The sequence below is a fragment of the Photobacterium sp. AWH4_225 genome (assembly GCF_056158405.1).
On record NZ_JBSWTF010000004.1, the window covers coordinates 1265144 to 1281222 of the forward strand.

Below are 16079 nucleotides of genomic sequence, written 5' to 3' on the forward strand. Positions count from 1 at the left end.
ATTGGTATAGGGTAAAGAACACCGCCGCGCTGGGGGAAGGTTAACGCGGCGGTGAGAGCCTGGTTATATCGCTGGCGACATCACCCCAAACGGCCTATTCGCAAGGAGGCTTGTTCACAAGCTGGTTTACTCACAAGGTGGAGCGAGGTGGATCATCGCCAGGCCGCCGAGTGAGGTTTCGCGGTATTTCTTGTTCATATCCTTGCCGGTTTGGTACATGGTATCAATCACCTTATCGAGCGAGATGCGCGATTTGCTGTTGCGCTTGAGGGCCATGCGCGAGGCATTGATCGCTTTCATCGCACCCATCGCATTACGCTCAATACAAGGGATCTGCACCAAGCCGCCAATAGGATCGCAGGTCATGCCCAGCGAGTGCTCCATGGCTATTTCAGCCGCCATGCAAATTTGCTCGTTACTGCCGCCGCGAATAGCGGTTAGGCCTGCTGCTGCCATCGAAGACGACACGCCAATTTCCCCCTGACAGCCCACCTCTGCGCCGGAAATCGATGCATTCATCTTGTACAGCATGCCGATAGCGGCAGAGACCGCAAGGAAGTCTTTGACTTGTTTATCATCCAGTTCGCGGATGAATTTGTTGTAGTACATCAGTACCGCTGGGATCACCCCGGCAGCCCCATTGGTTGGTGAGGTCACCACCTGTCCGCCAGCAGCATTTTCTTCGCTGACAGCAAAGGCAAATACATTGACCCAGTCCAGCACTACCATAGGATCGTTCTCGATCTCCTGGTTGGACTCGAGTTTCTTCAATAGGGCCGGTGCACGGCGAACCACATGCAGTCCACCTTCCAATACGCCTTCGGTCTCAAAACCACGAGCCATACAGTCCGACATCACCTGCCAGATCTGGCTTGCCTTGGCGTCCAGCTCTTGCTGGCTGCGGAATGCCAGCTCGTTGCGCAGGAACATGGCCCCGAGACTGAAGCCTTCTCGCTCGGTAATGGTGAGGATATCTTCCGCCGATTTAAACTCGAACGGCACGGTCACTTCGCTGGTGGCTTTACCATTTTGCAGCTCGTCGGCCGTTGCAATAAACCCGCCGCCAATCGAATAGTAGGTCTCGATGAAAAGTTGGTTGCCGGCTGGGTCGAAGGCAGTAATGGTCATACCGTTTTCATGCAACGGCAGGTTGTCGCTATGGAACAGCATGTCAGTATCGACATTGAAAGTAATGGTCTTCTTACCGGCAAGCAACAAGGTGTTGTTGGCAATGCCATCGGCCATCGCCTGGTTGGCCGCTTGGATATCAATGGCATCTGGTTTGTTGTTCATCAACCCGAGAATTGAAGCTCGGTCGGTGTGGTGGCCTTTGCCTGTCAGTGACAAAGAGCCGTACAGATCCACTTGAACCCGGGCCACATCGTCCAGCATGCCATCCACTTTTTGGCAGAAATCAAATCCGGCCAGCATCGGGCCGTTAGTGTGGGAGCTGGACGGGCCTACACCCACTTTGTAGATATCGAAAATAGATAACATGGTACTTCCTCATTGTTCACTTCTACCTGTAAGTTTGGCAAAAGATACATGCTAATTCTGTATAAGTGGCAAATAGTAAAAGCATATACTGACGATTAAGTATCCTGCATTTAAATTAGCTAAGGTGTGATCGCGGTGGGATTGATTGAGTCTAGGGCACGGCAATGAAAGGGAGTATCTAGTGGTAGAAAATAGCAAACAAGCCGTTTGCTAAGTTTCTCATTGGCTAGGTGGCCCCAGAGTAAAGGCCACCTCCATCTTAACCGAGGAACCGTTTATGAAATGCACTGTAAGTGCATTTCATCTTTTCCCCCTATTTTCTCCAGCCAGCAACCAGTCTTATGCTGTCTGAAATATCGCCAGATCAATGATCAAGGAACAGGTAGTTCTGCCAGCTTTTCATTCTGATCAGTACCTTACGCATCACCGATACATGCTCGAAGCTGTCGGAATAAACGGCGATTTCGACATTGGCCCCTTGCGGTAGGTTGTACTCGCTCAGATCATCAGTGATTTTTAATTTAACCAATGGACGGCCTTGGCGCAGTAACAAGTCGCTGCCGTACAACACTCCCGCGGCCTGGATTTGGCTCTCACCGATTGCTGGTAATACTTCAACTACCTCACCTTGGAACGTTTTGCCGGGCAGGGCACGGAAAATAAAGTCCGCCTTGAAGCCGGGGCGCAACCTGAGCAAGGAGTTTTGCCTAAATGCGCCGATAAAGAACTGCTCCTCCTGATGGACGAAGGTCATTACCGGTTTAAGTGGTAGGGGCACGGCCATCATTCCCGGACGTAAGGTGACCTGGGTGACATAGCCGGCGGTAGGGGCATGCACCACGGTCTCCTCAAGATTAAACTGGGCTTGGATTAACTGGGCACGCACCTTGGCGATAGCAGTATTCTCTCCCATGATTTGCGATTCATAGGCTAACTTTGCCCGCTGCTCTTCGGCACGGGCTGCTGAGAGCGATGCCTCGGCACTGCGGTAGAACTGGCGGCGGTTGTCCACTTCCGACTTGGTAAAAGCGCCACGCTTGTAGCCTTTTTCATAGCGCTGGAACTGGGTCAGGGTTCTGTCCCGCTCCGCAACGGCTCGCTCGGTACTGGCTTTGGCGGCATGATAAGCCGCTTCCAACCCCATCACATTCTGCTTGGCTTCGGCCAGCGCAGCTAACTGCAATTGGACTTCAGCTTCATACGGGGTCGGGTCGATACGAAACAGCACATCGCCTTTTTTAACTGGGGTATTGGCCTCAACAGGGACTTCCACCACTTTGCCCCTAACGCCAGTCACGATGGGAGTCGTGATATAAAACTGCCCACCCATGTTGCTGTGCGGGTGGTTGTAGTTCATTAGCAAAATCAGGGTGCCGATCAGGATAATACCGCCGAGCACCGCGGTCGGTACCGTCCATTTATTTAGCGGGATGTTGAAGATCTTGAACACCGCAATACACAGTGCGGCGTAGGTCAGAATGAGTAATAGATCCATTAGCGCTCATCCTCCTGCGGGTTGCTGCCGGTGCTGTTGTTACTGTTATTGCTGGGCGCAGAACCGTTATTGGCTTGTTTAGCCTGTATGACTTCCAACTCGGCTACTTTCCCTGTCAGGTGCTCGACCTGCTCCGAGAGCTTCAGTATTTCATGGTGTAGCTCGTTTTGTTCGTTCTGGATTTTGGTAAACCCCCAGCCCCTGTCTTCACGCCATAAAGTGGCCCAGATCCAAAGGAAAGGCCATAGGGCATGCAGGGTGAACAGGCTGACCCAGCCAGCGTAATGGATGGCATCCTGATGGGGATGGTTACGCTTTTTGGAGATTTCATAAGGGATATCGTGGATGGCGATGATCCCGTAGAACAGGAAGACCGCGACAAAGCACAATACGCCCAAGGCAAAATAGTCGAGAAACATCCTTGCTCCTTGTCCTTGGTGATCACATTAAAATTTAGCACTGATTTACTTTTATGCTTGTTTTTGTTGGCTTTATTTCGACAGGTTTCTGCAAGGTAAGACGGGCTGGCAATATCCTTTTAGGGAATTTATTCTCCAGTTTTTGACATTTTGGTCGATATAGAGAGTCAGCGAGAGAAAGGCCGCGACTTTTTGCAAAAAAGAGGGTTGCAAAAAGAGGGCGGTCTCACCGAATACCGTAGTCGTGTTCGGTAACATGGAAAAATGAAAACTGAGTATCGAGGGGATATGCCTTATCTAATGGTTATAACCGGCCTGTCAGCGGGCCTACTGGCGTGGATCCTGTATCGCGTGTTTACCTCTCAGGGTAAACAACAACAGTCGTTAGCAGAGAAACGACAGAAAGAAGCCCGATACCAGCAGGTGCTGGAAAAAGCCAAGATAGCCGAGCGCGAAGAAAAGATCTTCAAGGCCCAGACCGGGCATGTCCTCAGCCAGTTATCCTTGGCCAAAGAATATGAGCTCACCAATGTCCGTGAAGCCATCAATTGGTACGAGAAAGCCGCCAAGCTCGACAATATTATTGCCCAGAACGCCTTGGCCCGTTTGTGCCGTGCCGATATTGACGATCCGGATGGCGAAGCCAAATCGCAATACTGGGAGCAGGTGGTCAAAGCCAAGCGTGGCGAGGCCAAAGAGCTGTTTGAGCTTGGTCTGTTGCAGATCCGCGGGCAGGGAACCGAGATAGATGTCGAGGCAGGGCTGGAAAATGTGTTGCTGGCCGCTGATAAAGAGTTGTTGGACGCAATGCTGTTCCTTGGCGATTGGTATCTTTCGGAGTTTTCTCAGCCCCATCAGCCGTTGGAAGCCTTCTTGTGGCGTTTCCGTGCCGCTAAACAAGGTGATATCAATGGCTTCATGAAGACGGCATTCTGCTATCAGGCGGGGATCGGGGTGAGTAAAGACAGTTGCCGTGCCCTTTACTGGCTGGAGCGTGCAGCAGAGCGAGGCGAAGGTGAAGCCCAGTTGCTGGTGGCGAAAATGCACAACCGCGACACCATGGCCGAAGCCTCAATCGCTTATATCTGGTACTCCCTGGCGTATGTAAATGGTTACAAACAAGCTAAGGATGCACGGGATGAAGTGGTGCAGCAGCTTGATATTGATACCATCCTCGGCGTGCAGAATGTAGCGAACAGAGTCTATAAGTTGCTCAAGCAAGGCGAGGATCTGGAAGCCCACTCGGTGATTAACTTGCTCGATAAGTTATATGGCCGTAAAGGTTACCGACCAACAGAAGAGATGCTCGAAACCTTGGCGCTGGGCGAGCTGGAAACTGAAATGGCGACGTTGCAGCCAGTTGAAAAGGGAAGAACTGGCGAGCAAGCTTCATCTTCAACGGTATCTAAAGCAACAGGAGCGGCAGCAACTCATACAAAGACTGCACAGGCTGATTTGAACACGGATAGCCAGGCTCTGAATACCGATACCGGGGTGATGTTTGGTACCGATAGCCGTCACTCTTCCATGTCGGGTTACCAGCAGCAATCTTGGCAGACTTCATGGGATAGCCTGCTGGCAGATAATGAAAACAAGCAAAAAAGTGAAAATAGCGACTAATAGCACTGCTTGACTGTTTGATTTATTGGATAAAAGGCCCACCGAGATAATTCTTTCGGTGGGCTTTTTTGTTATTGAGCGCGGATATAGTCCAGCAGTTGCGGCATTTCCGTCAGGGTGATCACCCTGGGATCTTTGATTTCAGGCGCATGGGGGGCCGCATAATGGAACGTGGGGATCCCGGCGTTGAGTCCGGCCTGTACACCGCGGGAGGTATCATCGACAAACACGCAGTCTTGTAGCCGGTAGCCCATATTCATCGCAGCAAAGTGGAGTAAGTCCGGATCTGGCTTCCAGCTGCTAGCTTCGAACCCGCTGAATAGCTTACCTTCGAAATAGTGCAGCATATTGGTCAGGCCAAGGGTATGTTCCATTTTGTGTACCGGGCCGTTGGAGGCGATGCACATATCGATGCCTAGTTGGGTGAGCTCCTCGAGTAAATCTGGCACGCCCGCAATAGGCGTCAGGTGTTCATTGAACAGCTTGCGACACTCTTCCCGGTACATCGGTTCAAGGGTATCGATAGACACGGTTACCCCTGTGCGGCGGCGGGTTTCGGCGAGGATATCGACAATCTTGCCGCCTTGGAAGTGCTCAATACATTCATCGAGGCTCAGCTCGCCGCCAAGCCGAGAAAAAATGTTCACTAATGCTTGGTTACACAGCCGCTCGCTGTCTACCAAGGTTCCGTCGCAGTCAAAGATGACGCAGCGGGTTTGATAGGGCTGATCCTTATTCATATTCTTATCCTGTATATCTCGCTGTCTTGATTGTTAATCCAGCCCTGCGATTTCGACAATACAGAGTTTGGTGTTTTGCTAGCTACATCGCCAACCGCCTATAAAATGACAAGAATTATTTGAATCAGCGCTCATTAAGCGGGTTATCAGCAGCCTCGTGCGGCTTTGGGCTTGCCGTCATGCGCTGTGCTTGTTGATGAAGGACTCAAGTATTGCGGCCCCTGAGTCGACATTGTTTTGCTCTGCATGCAAAAAGGCCCAGATTACATCTTCGTGTTCAGTAACCAGCTGGTATAAACCGTGGTGTTTGGTGGCGTTTGCGGCCTGCTGACGGTAGCGCAGGGCATAGGGTTCAACCCAGTTGGCGAGGGTCTCGACCAAGGTACCCCATTCAAGATCGAGCCATTTTTCAGCGTCACGCTGACCTTTGTTTTCCATCTCGCTGTCGTGGTCTGGGCAGGCGATATCGATACCGTTTAATCCTGTTTTAAGCTTGCTTGCTGTGATTTGCTCGACCTTTATCAAAAGTTGCCATTTATGGATGTGGTTATCGTCACTATACTTGTTGGCAAAAGTAGTAAAAAAGGCAATGCCGTAAAGTTCACCGAAATAGGCGGAAAGGAGCAGATCTGTTTGCATGGGCGGGGCCTGTGTTGATGGTTTGGTTGAATATGCCAGGTGAGGCAGTGGTGGCAATTATAAGGGGTGGCTATGACTTCATCCATTTTTCCTTCATGGCTTGGCGGCTATGAAGTTAGGGAACATGTAAAGAACCCGAATATTTCGGTCGGGGAGCACACATATTATTCAGGTTATTATCATGACAAGCATTTCGAAGACCACTGTGTCCGCTATCTGCTGGGGGATCACTCGAGCCGTGCGGTGTGGGAGTCGGGGATTTTCGGCGAAGTTGACCAGCTTATCATCGGTAAGTACTGCTCGATTGCGTCCGGGGCGACATTCATGCTGGCGGGCAATCAGGGCCACCGCCATGATTGGATTTCCTCGTTTCCTTTCGATGTGGGTAAATTCGGCGATAAGGTGAAATCCGGCTTCGAACGGGCTGGTGACACCTTAATAGGCAACGATGTTTGGATTGGCAGTGAGTGCGTCATTATGCCCGGGGTAACTATAGGTGACGGTGCGGTCATTGGCGCTAGAACTGTTGTGACCAAAGATGTTGCGCCATATGCGGTGATTGTGGGTAATCCGGGTCAGGAGATCAAAAAGCGTTTCAGTGAAGAGCACATTGCCAAACTGCTGGAAATGAAATGGTGGGATTGGTCGATTAAACAGCTTCAGCAGAATATGGACGTTATGTGCAGTAACGATATCGATGCGTTGTACGAGCGGTATCTGCATTTCGAACAGTAAGGCTGAGCTCTAAGTTATAGATGAAAACCGGTCAGCTTGCTGACCGGTTTTTTCGTGTAAGTTTAACTCACAAGTAATGGGTTGGGCTGTGCCCGGTCCAGCTCTTAAAGGCGCGGGAAAAGCTGCTGAGATCGGCAAACCCAAGCCGGAAGGCAATATCGGTCAGGTTGATGTTGGGCTGGTTGAGCAGCAATAGGGCTTTTTCCAGCTTATATTGCTCCACAACCTGCCGGTAGCTGGATCCTAATACGGCGAGGCGGCGATTGAGCGTCCTGACACTCATCAGCATCTCGGTAGCTATTTTCTCTCGAGAAATAGCCTTTAGGTTAGGTTCGTTATCAAGCAACTTGTAGATCAGCAGAATAATATCGTGGCTCTCCAATTGGCTGACAGCCTGGCGCAGGGGAGGGATTGCAACGGAATAGATGTTGGGATCGCGGCCTTTCAATTGGACTTCAGCTGCATTACGGGGAAAGCAGATCTTTAAAATCGGCGAGCCCGTTTTGATTTGGCATCCCATCAACTGCTCGAACTGCGGCTGAAGCGCTTTGGGAAAGGGCCAACGGGTGATTTTCAGTACCAGGTTATCCATTCCCCCTGTGACTTGTTGAATCATCTCGATAAGGGTGGCGACATACATCATGAAACCGCGATCGGATACCTTCGACTTGTCATTGAAGGGATCATGGTTGATCACCCAAAGCTCGCTGTTGCCTTTTGGTGTGATGTGGTGCTTGAGCCGGATGGGGGAGCCTATCAAGATGCAGTATTGGCAGGCATCCTGAATAAAGGTAATAAGATCATTACCTGTCCACAGTGCCAATGAATAGCAGCTGAAGGTGAGTGGTGATACATACTTGGCGGCATATGCCGGAAAGAGTGGCTCCCCGCTGTCCTGGCACAGCTGGTTGAAACGGTAGCTGAATGCGCGCAGATCGGCAGGGCGTATCCGGATCCTTTCACTGGCGGTTTCATCGGGAAAGTAATTGCTGGGCTCGAGGCCGAAATCTACGGCGGCTTGCTGGAGCATTTCCCGCCATCCTTTATGGAGCGACATGGACGCGCAGGGGACTTGTGGCATGGAGGCTTGATTAGTTATGTGACTTAATGAATATCGTATTGATTTTATCGACTGAATGCATTTGACTTTTCACCAAAATGTGACTTGGTTGAACACTGTTGCAATGGTATTAAGTGTTTATTCAGCCAACTTGTCCGGGCTGCCATCGGGCAGGTATCTGTTGGCCAGATTAGCTTGGGGTGTGCTTATGCCAGCTCTGTTGCAGGGCGAGCTCCAGCGGGGTGTGTTGAAGCATGGGAAGCTGCCACTGAGTAGGGCGGATCGGCAATTTACCGCCGCGTTGCCATAGCGAGCGCATATTGATGAAACGACGAAACAGAGGTGAAAACACTGAGATGGCTTCCATCACCGTCCAGTGTAAAGGGGTAACCGTGACGGGCTTGCCAGTACTGAGTGCCAAGCCCCGGGCAATATCTTTGATACTGGCTTGGTGGCCGGGGTAGTAGTTGACCGAGAGCGGCGAGCTGAATGTTGGATCCAGCGAAAGTTGCTGGATGAGGTTTTCCGCTAAATCAGGCAAATAGGTCCAGTAATGGTTCATTCCATAGGCGCTTGGGGATTGCAGGATCAATTTGTGGTTGGTTTCTTTGACCAATAGTCCGAGGTAGCTGTGGTGTTGGGAAAAATTCAGGTTGTGCCCATAGCAGAGTACCTTGATATTCGCACCGGCGTTGGCGGCCATGTCCAATTGAGCGCTGATTTTTTTAGGTAGTACATAAGCTATGGGCGTTTTTTTATGCCAGAACGCAAGGCTATTGAATAGTGGTTGCTTGGTATCGTAGACGTTGGTTGTGATCACTAGGTTGCGGCGGAATCGGATCACCTGTTTGAGGATTTCGTCGAGAGAAAAAAACACCCGCCCGCCCTCGATTGGGTCGGGCAGGTGCAGGAAAACTGTGTCCGTTTCCGCCACTAGGGCTTCTAGTAAGTCATGATCGTGCTCCGTGAGCTCAGCCAAGGTCATATTGGCTGAGAATGAAATCGGCTGGCTGGGATCGGCAATAGTGGCGGTAATTTGCCAATTGAATCTCTCTAGAGATTTGCAAAGTAGTGCTCCCATCTCATGTTCAGCACCTAATACTAAGGCTCTTCTCATGTTTTTCTCCAACCTTGCGATTCATTTCAAAATCATCCCCCTTAGTTAAGAGCTTTTTCTCGTTATAGTGAATAGATAAAAACACATAGTGGGTATTTGAGAATGCATAACATGGAATGGGACAGCATTCGCATCTTTCTTGCTGTGGCTGAAGAAGGAAGTATGTCTGCTGCTGCGCAGAAATTGGGAATGTCACAGCCGACGGTCAGTCGGCACATATCGGCCCTCGAGGAAAAAGTGGGCTTTAACCTGTTTGATCGCTCAACACAGGGGCTGGGTTTGACCTTGGTCGGCAATGAATTGCTGGTGGCCGCCAAGGAGACAGCCAAAGGCGTCGATGGTTTTATCTCTAAGGCGTCGGCACACAGTGGAAAACACATAGGTCATGTCCGGCTGGCGGCCAGTGATACGATATCTTTTTATTTTATGCCAGCACTGCTTAATGAGTTCCAGCGGCAGTTTCCTGATATTGAAATTGAAGTCTTGGTCGCCAATAAAGAGGTGAACCTCAACAAGCGAGAAGCCGATCTGCTGATATCTAAGACCAGGCCTGAGCAGTCAGACTTGGTTGTGAGCTTATTGCACAGTGAGACAATTGGGTTTTATGCCCATCGAGACTATCTCGAGGAGTACGGCAAACCTACCTCGGTGTTGGAGCTTCACGACAGCGAGCACCAAATCATTGGCTACGATCAGCAGAAGGTCTATATCGAAACAGCGAACCGGTTCGGCAAGCCGCTCAATAAGTCGCATTTTAATTTCCGTACCGATAGCTTCAAGATGCAGCTTGAACTGGCTCGGGCCAAAGCGGGGGTCGCAGTGGTATTTCATTCCATTGCAGAGCGGTATCCCGAGCTAGAACTGATTGACCTGCCCGATCTGACCCTGCCCGATGCCCAATGGTGGCTGGTATGCCATCACGATGTCCATATCAATCCTAGGATCCGTCACTTGATGTCTTTTATCAGTGAATGGTTCCGATCACCGCACGATAAAATCCGGAAAATCAGCTAGTTATAATCATTTTACTGCTCTTCTGACGAAGAGCAGTTTCCTTCCTCATTAAAATGATGCTTTTTTCCGCTTATTGGGTCTTCTTTTTTCTATAATTTGTTTAATGCGATAAACATTTCTGTGTGTTTTTTTGTTGCCACTGGTTACAAAATAGACGCGCGAAAACGTTTTCGTTGCTTTAAACTTGATCTGAACCAGTGAATTTTCAATTTTTTTCAAAATTATCGAAACAAAAGTTGAGTTATTCAAAAAAAATTGAATAATGTAATCAAAAGCTATAAATCAGAAGAAAATGCTGCTCCACACATTTTTCTTCTGGATAGGTCAACAGACCGGATAGACGTGTAACGGAACTTATTGTTCTTGAGCCCAATTTAATCTGATGAGATAACCCATGAGCAACTCTCTAGTACTTGTAATCAACTCTGGCAGTTCTTCACTTAAGTTTGCCCTTATCGACACTGTTAGCGGTGAAGCGACCCTAAGCGGCCTTGGCGAATGTTTCGGCCTGCCTGAAGCGGTAGTAAGCTGGAAAATTGATGGTGAGAAGCACGAGCACATGCTTGATGCAGAAGGTAACCACCACCAGCAGGCAGTTGATCGCATTGTTGCCCTGCTTGAAGAGCTAGGCATGAAGCAAGACATCGTTGCTATCGGTCACCGTGTTGTACACGGCGGTGAGAAATTCACTAAGACGGTTAAGATTGACGAAGCTGTACTGGAAGAGATCGACAACCTGAGCGATCTGGCTCCTCTTCACAACCCTGCTCACGTTATCGGTATGCGCGCGGCAATGAAGGCGTTCCCAAGCCTGTCTCAGTACGCGGTATTTGACACTGCTTTCCACCAGACTATGCCAGCTAAAGCATACACTGGTGCTATCTCTCAGAAGCTATACAACGATTACGGTATCCGCCGCTACGGTTTCCACGGCACGAGCCACTTCTTCGTAAGCCGTGAAGCAGCGAAGATGATCAACAAACCTGTTGAAGACAGCAACTTCATCTCTGTTCACCTAGGCAACGGCGCATCTGTATGTGCAGTTAAGAACGGTAAGTCTGTTGACACCAGCATGGGCTTCACCCCACTTGCAGGCCTAATGATGGGTACTCGTTGTGGTGACCTTGACCCAAGTATCATTGAGTTCCTACTGAAGAAAGGTTGGTCTCAGGAAGAAGTCTTCGACGAGCTGAACAAGAAGTCTGGTCTTCTAGGTGTATCTGGCCTAACAAGTGACTGCCGTGGCATCATCGAAGCGATGGAAAATGGTCACGAAGGCGCAACGCTAGCGTTTGAACTGTTCTGCTACCGTGTAGCTAAGTACATCGGTTCTTACATGGTTGCGCTAGACGAGCTAGACGCAATCATCTTCACTGCGGGTATCGGTGAGAACTCTCAGCCAATCCGTAGCAAGATCCTAGAGAACCTGAAGATCTTCGGCTACCGTGAAGACGAAGAAGGCAACGCTGCAGCACGCTTTGGCAACGCTGGTATCATCACCAAGCCAAACACGCCAGTTGCTATGGTTATCCCAACCAACGAAGAGTGGGTAATCGCTAAAGAGTCAATGGAACTGCTACACGCTTAATTGCTAGTTCACTGTAGACACTTACAGCATAGATACTTACGCATATAAATATTAAAGAAACCGCCAGCAGAGATGCTGGCGGTTTTTTTATGGCTAGAATTCATCACCACCTGGAAAGCTTATATCGATATCGGCGAAGTGGAAGAGAGCCGACGCTTTTTTACGATTTCCTCCCTGATATGGTCGTAGATAAAATTGAAAACGAAGGCATAAAGAGTAATAAACACTGTCACACCAATGTCCATGATCAGCGCTTGGTACAGGCTCACCCCCAATATCACAGCCATGACAGGGATGGTTAGCACCAACAGGCCAATTTCGAACAAAACCACATGGAAGATTCGCATTGCGATAGTGCGCTGGGTTTTGTCGCCCGGGAAAAACTTATCGAATACCCAGTTGAAAACGAAGTTCCAGGCCATGGCGATCGTCGCGATGATTATCATGGTTCCTGATAGCGCTCCGACTTGATGGTCAGTAAAGGCCATTAGCAACACAATCGACAGCGATACCGCTAGTACTTCGAACAATACGGCATGGAACACCCGCTCAATAGCACCCATTTATCTATCTCCTCTTGTTTCATGGGCTACAAAAGAGCGGGCATTTTGGCAGCTTGAAACTTAACAGCAAGATAGTGCTTATCACACATCGTGATAGCTAATTTAATTATTGATGCAGTATTTTACCAATCTTCATTCAGCAGTTTAGTGAATGCCTGAACCGCCGTGGATAGACTGTCAGGTTTGGCTTTGGTGATCAGGTAGAACTGGCTTTCAAGCGTCCACTTGTCGGGCTGGAGGGCGATCAGGTGCTGGCAGGCGTGGTTTTGCTCGATAAGGTGGGTTGGCAGGAAGCTGAGGTGACTACCAGCAAGTGTCAACATCAGGCCAGATTCGACATGCCAGCCACTGTAGAGCTTGGCGCCGGGGTGTTGTTCAATATCGAGCAGCCGTTTCATGGACTCGGCTGCGTAGCCCCCCATATTTATCCGGCAGCCTGATAACGCATAGTTATTGGCAATAATCTTTGTTGCCAAATCTTTTCGGGCATACAAGTGGCTCTGTTCGACAAATAGCGGGATGGCAAAGTCAAATGCCGTGCGCTGGTGCTCGCCGAGTACGCAGATCATCATATCCAACTGGGCACTCGAGAGTTTTTCGTTGAGTTGGGTGAAGTCGCCGACATCCAAGGTAACCTCGACATCGTCACTGAGCTGGTAGAATTGCTCTATGGCTTTGAGCAGTGGGTTGTTGGTCAGGGTCGCAGTATTATCCAAGCAGCCGACCCTAACATGGCCAGATAAAGTTGACTGTACCCCTTTGAGTTTGAAGGCATATTCAGTCAGCATCGCGCTGATTTCATTTGCATAATTATACACTGACCTTCCTTCGTCAGTCAGTTCGAAACCACTCCTTCCCCGCTTGCACAGGCTGATCCCTAAGCTTTTTTCCAATGTGATAAGCTGGTTGCTCAGTACGGGCTGGCTCAGACCTGTGCTATGGGTAGCGTTGCTGATCCCGCCCTGCTCAACGATTTCGCGGAATAACTCGAGGCGGCGTAGGTCTCTTTTATCCAGTGTCGGGGCTTGGATGGTCATAAAGGTTTTCCATAATAAATTTCGAATGTTTGTATTTAATAATATGTATTTATTCGAATGTAACAAGCTGCTAACTTTTTTTATGTGATATTTAGGGATAAAAATGCAGGGTGGCTGAATGACCAAGAAAGGAAAGGAATCGAAAATTAATGACTTCGAGCTGGAGCCGGTACCGCAGCAGGCAAAGCGGAGCTGGATAGTGATCAGCTTGATTTGGCTGGCGATTGGGATTGATATCTCGGGCTTGTTCCTTGGTGCATTCCTCAGCAGCGGACTGCCGATAGATCAGGCCCTGACAGCGACGTTCGTTGGGTCGGCGCTGCTGGCGGTGCTCGCCATGCTGTGTGCCAATATCGGTTTTCAGGCAGGGGTATCAACGCCGTTGGTGAGCAGTGCAGTGTTTGGCCGCCTTGGTGGTAAAACCATGGGGGCTATCACCGGGATCTCGCTGGTGGGGTGGTTTGCCTTCCAGGCCGATTTCTTTGCCTTGATTATGGTGGATGCGCTGGCGAAATATGATGTCGTCGTTTCCCATGGTACCGCCTTAGTAGGCGGAGGCCTGCTGATGATGGTGACTGCCATTTATGGGGTACGGGCACTGGGCAAGCTCAGTACCTATTCTGTTCCTCTAATGGTCACGCTGATCACCATTGGTTTGTATATGGCGTCAGGTGTTCAGTCTTCGTCAACCAAGGTGATCGAGTCACCGTTGTCGATGGGTGAGGCGATTTCGTTTGTAATGTCGATTTGGATTCTGGCTGCCGTTGCTGCGCCGGATATTGCCCGTTATGCCAAGACCCGCAAAGATGCCATTCTCGGCGCCGGCTTCGGCTTCTTGTTTGGTAACAGTGCCATTATCGTGGTTGCGCTGCTGCTGACCCAAATGACAGGTACCGATAACCTGGTTGATGTTTTCTTCTCGCTCGGTTTGGGGCTAGCCGCCATCATCGTGCTGGTGTTTGCCCAGTGGACGACTAACAGTAGCAATTTGTGCTCAGGCGCTTTGGGGATGTCGGTAACGCTGCCTTCTGTTCCGCGTCCGCTGCTGGTCGTGTTGATGACGATTGTCGGCCTGGCGATTGCCCAATTTGGCATGGTCGATAAGTTTACCGCTTTCCTAACCCTGCTGGGCGTGACTATTGCCCCATCAGCCGGTGTATACCTAGCGCAATATTACCTGATTGATAAAGAAGCGCTGACTTTCGAGCGTATCTCCAAAGCCCCTGACTGGATGTTCAAAGGCTTGATTGCCTGGGGCTTCGGCAGTGTTATTAGTGCCTGTACCGCAGGTGAGTTTTTCGGATTGTTTACGCTAACCAGTATTTCGGCCATTGACGGCATCCTTGCCTCGCTGATGGCTTACATGGTGCTCGTAAAGTTGTCAGTCGTAGAAAAGGAGACTGCGCGTGATTATCAATGAACAAATGATCGATGATATAGCCTTGGGCGCGACAGTGCTGGGTACGGGAGGCGGGGGTGACCCATACAGTGGTGCCCTGATGGCCAAGGTAGCCATTGCCAATGCCGCCAAACCGGTTGAGATCATTGCACTTGATGACGTCGAAGATGGCTGGATGACGGTGCCTTCATCGATGATTGGCGCACCGACGGTGGCGATTGAGAAAATCAACTCAAGAGATCAGATGCTGGTGGCGTTCGAAGCCATGGAAAAAGCTGTGGGATGTTCTATTGAAGCCACCTACCCGATTGAGGTCGGCGGGTTTAACTCCCTTATCCCTATTTTGGTTGCAGCACAGAAAGGCATCCCGGTAATTGACTGTGATGCCATGGGGCGGGCGTTCCCGGAATCGCAGATGGTGACCTTTTACCTTGATGGCTTGCCATCGGCGCCCAATACCTTGGCTGATGAGAAAGGCAATGTGGTGACCTTACACCCGCTTGATGGGGTATGGTCAGAGCGTTTTGCCCGCCCGATCACTGAGCAGATGGGCGGCTCGGCGGCAATGTGTGACTACCCAATGCGCGGTGAGTTGCTCAAACGCAGTGCCCTACCGGCAACCCTGACCAAGGCGATGAAGATCGGTGCGGCGATCCGCAAAGCGAACGATGAAGGCAAGAGTGGCGTGGCAGCGGTGCTGGATATCGTCGGTGGCCACAAAATTATCAGCGGCAAGATTATTGAAATTGAAAGGAACACCAGTGGCGGTTTTGTCAAAGGCGGTGTGACGATTGAACGGCTTAGGCATGCTGATCCGGAATCAACGATTGATGATGTTTATGTTCACTTCCAGAACGAGTTGCTGCTTGCCCACCAAGGGGTAAAGGCAGGTGACTTATCGCAGGAAAACTTGCTAGCGGTGACGCCAGATTTGATCTCGATTTTGGATCATGAAACCGGCCACCCTATTACTACCGAGCAGCTTCGCTATGGCCAGCGGGTCGATCTTATTGCCTATCCTTGCGATGAAAAGTGGCGGACTGACAAAGGGATCGAAGTGGCGGGGCCGGCTTATTTCGGTTACCCAGCTCAATATTGCCCGGTGGAATCATTGAAGCTGTTATCCCCAACGACCCAGGCGAAATAGGAGTACGAA

At 50.1% G+C, this 16079-nt stretch carries 15 protein-coding genes; 6 read left to right on the plus strand and 9 right to left on the minus strand.

Annotated features, from left to right (window positions below):
- Positions 1-126: 126 nt before the first annotated feature.
- The 3 genes from ACXAD4_RS22885 to ACXAD4_RS22895 all read right to left on the minus strand — a co-directional run bounded on the left by ACXAD4_RS22885 (position 127) and on the right by ACXAD4_RS22895 (position 3411).
- A complete protein-coding gene (locus ACXAD4_RS22885; RefSeq protein WP_475244338.1) occupies positions 127-1497 on the minus strand; it encodes an L-serine ammonia-lyase in 1371 nt (456 codons plus the stop codon).
- 364 nt (positions 1498-1861) lie between these two features.
- A complete protein-coding gene (locus ACXAD4_RS22890) occupies positions 1862-2992 on the minus strand; it encodes an HlyD family secretion protein (protein WP_475244339.1) in 1131 nt (376 codons plus the stop codon).
- Positions 2992-3411, minus strand: coding sequence for a DUF3302 domain-containing protein (locus ACXAD4_RS22895; RefSeq protein ID WP_475244340.1), 420 nt, complete (start codon positions 3409-3411; stop codon positions 2992-2994). Before ACXAD4_RS22895 ends, ACXAD4_RS22890 begins: the two co-directional genes overlap by 1 nt.
- Positions 3412-3675: 264 nt before the next feature.
- On the opposite strand from ACXAD4_RS22895, the gene ACXAD4_RS22900 reads away from it, so the two are divergent.
- Positions 3676-5031, plus strand: coding sequence for a tetratricopeptide repeat protein (locus tag ACXAD4_RS22900; RefSeq protein WP_475244341.1), 1356 nt, complete (start codon positions 3676-3678; stop codon positions 5029-5031).
- A gap of 71 nt (positions 5032-5102) precedes the next feature.
- Here ACXAD4_RS22900 and yieH read toward each other — a convergent pair whose 3' ends face one another.
- Positions 5103-5771, minus strand: a complete 669-nt coding sequence (gene yieH / locus ACXAD4_RS22905) for a 6-phosphogluconate phosphatase (RefSeq protein ID WP_475244343.1) — start codon at positions 5769-5771, stop codon at positions 5103-5105.
- A 177-nt stretch (positions 5772-5948) separates the two neighbouring features.
- Positions 5949-6410, minus strand: a complete 462-nt coding sequence (locus ACXAD4_RS22910; RefSeq protein ID WP_475244345.1) for a hypothetical protein — start codon at positions 6408-6410, stop codon at positions 5949-5951.
- Positions 6411-6482: 72 nt separating this feature from the next.
- Between ACXAD4_RS22910 and ACXAD4_RS22915 the strand changes: the two genes are divergently transcribed.
- Positions 6483-7145: a CatB-related O-acetyltransferase gene (locus ACXAD4_RS22915; protein WP_475244346.1), complete on the plus strand. Its 663-nt coding sequence runs from the start codon at positions 6483-6485 to the stop codon at positions 7143-7145.
- Positions 7146-7212: 67 nt separating this feature from the next.
- On the opposite strand, the gene ACXAD4_RS22920 is transcribed toward ACXAD4_RS22915, so the two are convergent.
- Positions 7213-8175, minus strand: coding sequence for a helix-turn-helix domain-containing protein (locus ACXAD4_RS22920; protein WP_475244347.1), 963 nt, complete (start codon positions 8173-8175; stop codon positions 7213-7215).
- 220 nt (positions 8176-8395) lie between these two features.
- Positions 8396-9322 (minus strand): Rossmann-fold NAD(P)-binding domain-containing protein, encoded by a 927-nt coding sequence (locus tag ACXAD4_RS22925; protein WP_475244349.1) that lies wholly within the window; start codon positions 9320-9322, stop codon positions 8396-8398.
- A gap of 102 nt (positions 9323-9424) precedes the next feature.
- Between ACXAD4_RS22925 and ACXAD4_RS22930 the strand changes: the two genes are divergently transcribed.
- Positions 9425-10336 carry a LysR family transcriptional regulator gene (locus tag ACXAD4_RS22930; protein WP_475244350.1) on the plus strand — a complete coding sequence of 304 codons (912 nt, stop codon included), beginning with the start codon at positions 9425-9427 and terminating at the stop codon, positions 10334-10336.
- Positions 10337-10730: 394 nt separating this feature from the next.
- Positions 10731-11924: an acetate/propionate family kinase gene (locus tag ACXAD4_RS22935; RefSeq protein ID WP_107299449.1), complete on the plus strand. Its 1194-nt coding sequence runs from the start codon at positions 10731-10733 to the stop codon at positions 11922-11924.
- Positions 11925-12043: 119 nt separating this feature from the next.
- Here ACXAD4_RS22935 and ACXAD4_RS22940 read toward each other — a convergent pair whose 3' ends face one another.
- Positions 12044-12487 carry a PACE efflux transporter gene (locus ACXAD4_RS22940; RefSeq protein ID WP_475244352.1) on the minus strand — a complete coding sequence of 148 codons (444 nt, stop codon included), beginning with the start codon at positions 12485-12487 and terminating at the stop codon, positions 12044-12046.
- 122 nt (positions 12488-12609) lie between these two features.
- On the minus strand, positions 12610-13524 hold the full coding sequence (locus ACXAD4_RS22945) for a LysR family transcriptional regulator (RefSeq protein WP_475244353.1): 915 nt from the start codon (positions 13522-13524) through the stop codon (positions 12610-12612).
- Positions 13525-13642: 118 nt separating this feature from the next.
- On the opposite strand from ACXAD4_RS22945, the gene ACXAD4_RS22950 reads away from it, so the two are divergent.
- The gene (locus ACXAD4_RS22950; RefSeq protein ID WP_475244354.1) at positions 13643-14944 is read left to right on the plus strand and encodes a cytosine permease; all 1302 of its coding nucleotides are present in this window, start codon (positions 13643-13645) and stop codon (positions 14942-14944) included.
- Positions 14931-16070, plus strand: coding sequence for a DUF917 domain-containing protein (locus ACXAD4_RS22955; protein WP_475244355.1), 1140 nt, complete (start codon positions 14931-14933; stop codon positions 16068-16070). The genes ACXAD4_RS22950 and ACXAD4_RS22955 overlap by 14 nt, the downstream gene beginning before the upstream one ends.
- The last annotated feature ends 9 nt before the right edge of the window (positions 16071-16079 follow it).

What these genes read in the sequence shown, in the direction of transcription:
- ACXAD4_RS22885 (WP_475244338.1), bottom strand. Translation starts at nt 1,497, where the DNA reads ATGTTATCTATTTTCGATATCTACAAAGTGGGTGTAGGCCCGTCCAGC.
- ACXAD4_RS22890 (WP_475244339.1), bottom strand. Translation starts at nt 2,992, where the DNA reads ATGGATCTATTACTCATTCTGACCTACGCCGCACTGTGTATTGCGGTG.
- ACXAD4_RS22895 (WP_475244340.1), bottom strand. Translation starts at nt 3,411, where the DNA reads ATGTTTCTCGACTATTTTGCCTTGGGCGTATTGTGCTTTGTCGCGGTC.
- ACXAD4_RS22900 (WP_475244341.1), top strand. Translation starts at nt 3,676, where the DNA reads ATGAAAACTGAGTATCGAGGGGATATGCCTTATCTAATGGTTATAACC.
- yieH (WP_475244343.1), bottom strand. Translation starts at nt 5,771, where the DNA reads ATGAATAAGGATCAGCCCTATCAAACCCGCTGCGTCATCTTTGACTGC.
- ACXAD4_RS22910 (WP_475244345.1), bottom strand. Translation starts at nt 6,410, where the DNA reads ATGCAAACAGATCTGCTCCTTTCCGCCTATTTCGGTGAACTTTACGGC.
- ACXAD4_RS22915 (WP_475244346.1), top strand. Translation starts at nt 6,483, where the DNA reads ATGACTTCATCCATTTTTCCTTCATGGCTTGGCGGCTATGAAGTTAGG.
- ACXAD4_RS22920 (WP_475244347.1), bottom strand. Translation starts at nt 8,175, where the DNA reads ATGCTCCAGCAAGCCGCCGTAGATTTCGGCCTCGAGCCCAGCAATTAC.
- ACXAD4_RS22925 (WP_475244349.1), bottom strand. Translation starts at nt 9,322, where the DNA reads ATGAGAAGAGCCTTAGTATTAGGTGCTGAACATGAGATGGGAGCACTA.
- ACXAD4_RS22930 (WP_475244350.1), top strand. Translation starts at nt 9,425, where the DNA reads ATGCATAACATGGAATGGGACAGCATTCGCATCTTTCTTGCTGTGGCT.
- ACXAD4_RS22935 (WP_107299449.1), top strand. Translation starts at nt 10,731, where the DNA reads ATGAGCAACTCTCTAGTACTTGTAATCAACTCTGGCAGTTCTTCACTT.
- ACXAD4_RS22940 (WP_475244352.1), bottom strand. Translation starts at nt 12,487, where the DNA reads ATGGGTGCTATTGAGCGGGTGTTCCATGCCGTATTGTTCGAAGTACTA.
- ACXAD4_RS22945 (WP_475244353.1), bottom strand. Translation starts at nt 13,524, where the DNA reads ATGACCATCCAAGCCCCGACACTGGATAAAAGAGACCTACGCCGCCTC.
- ACXAD4_RS22950 (WP_475244354.1), top strand. Translation starts at nt 13,643, where the DNA reads ATGACCAAGAAAGGAAAGGAATCGAAAATTAATGACTTCGAGCTGGAG.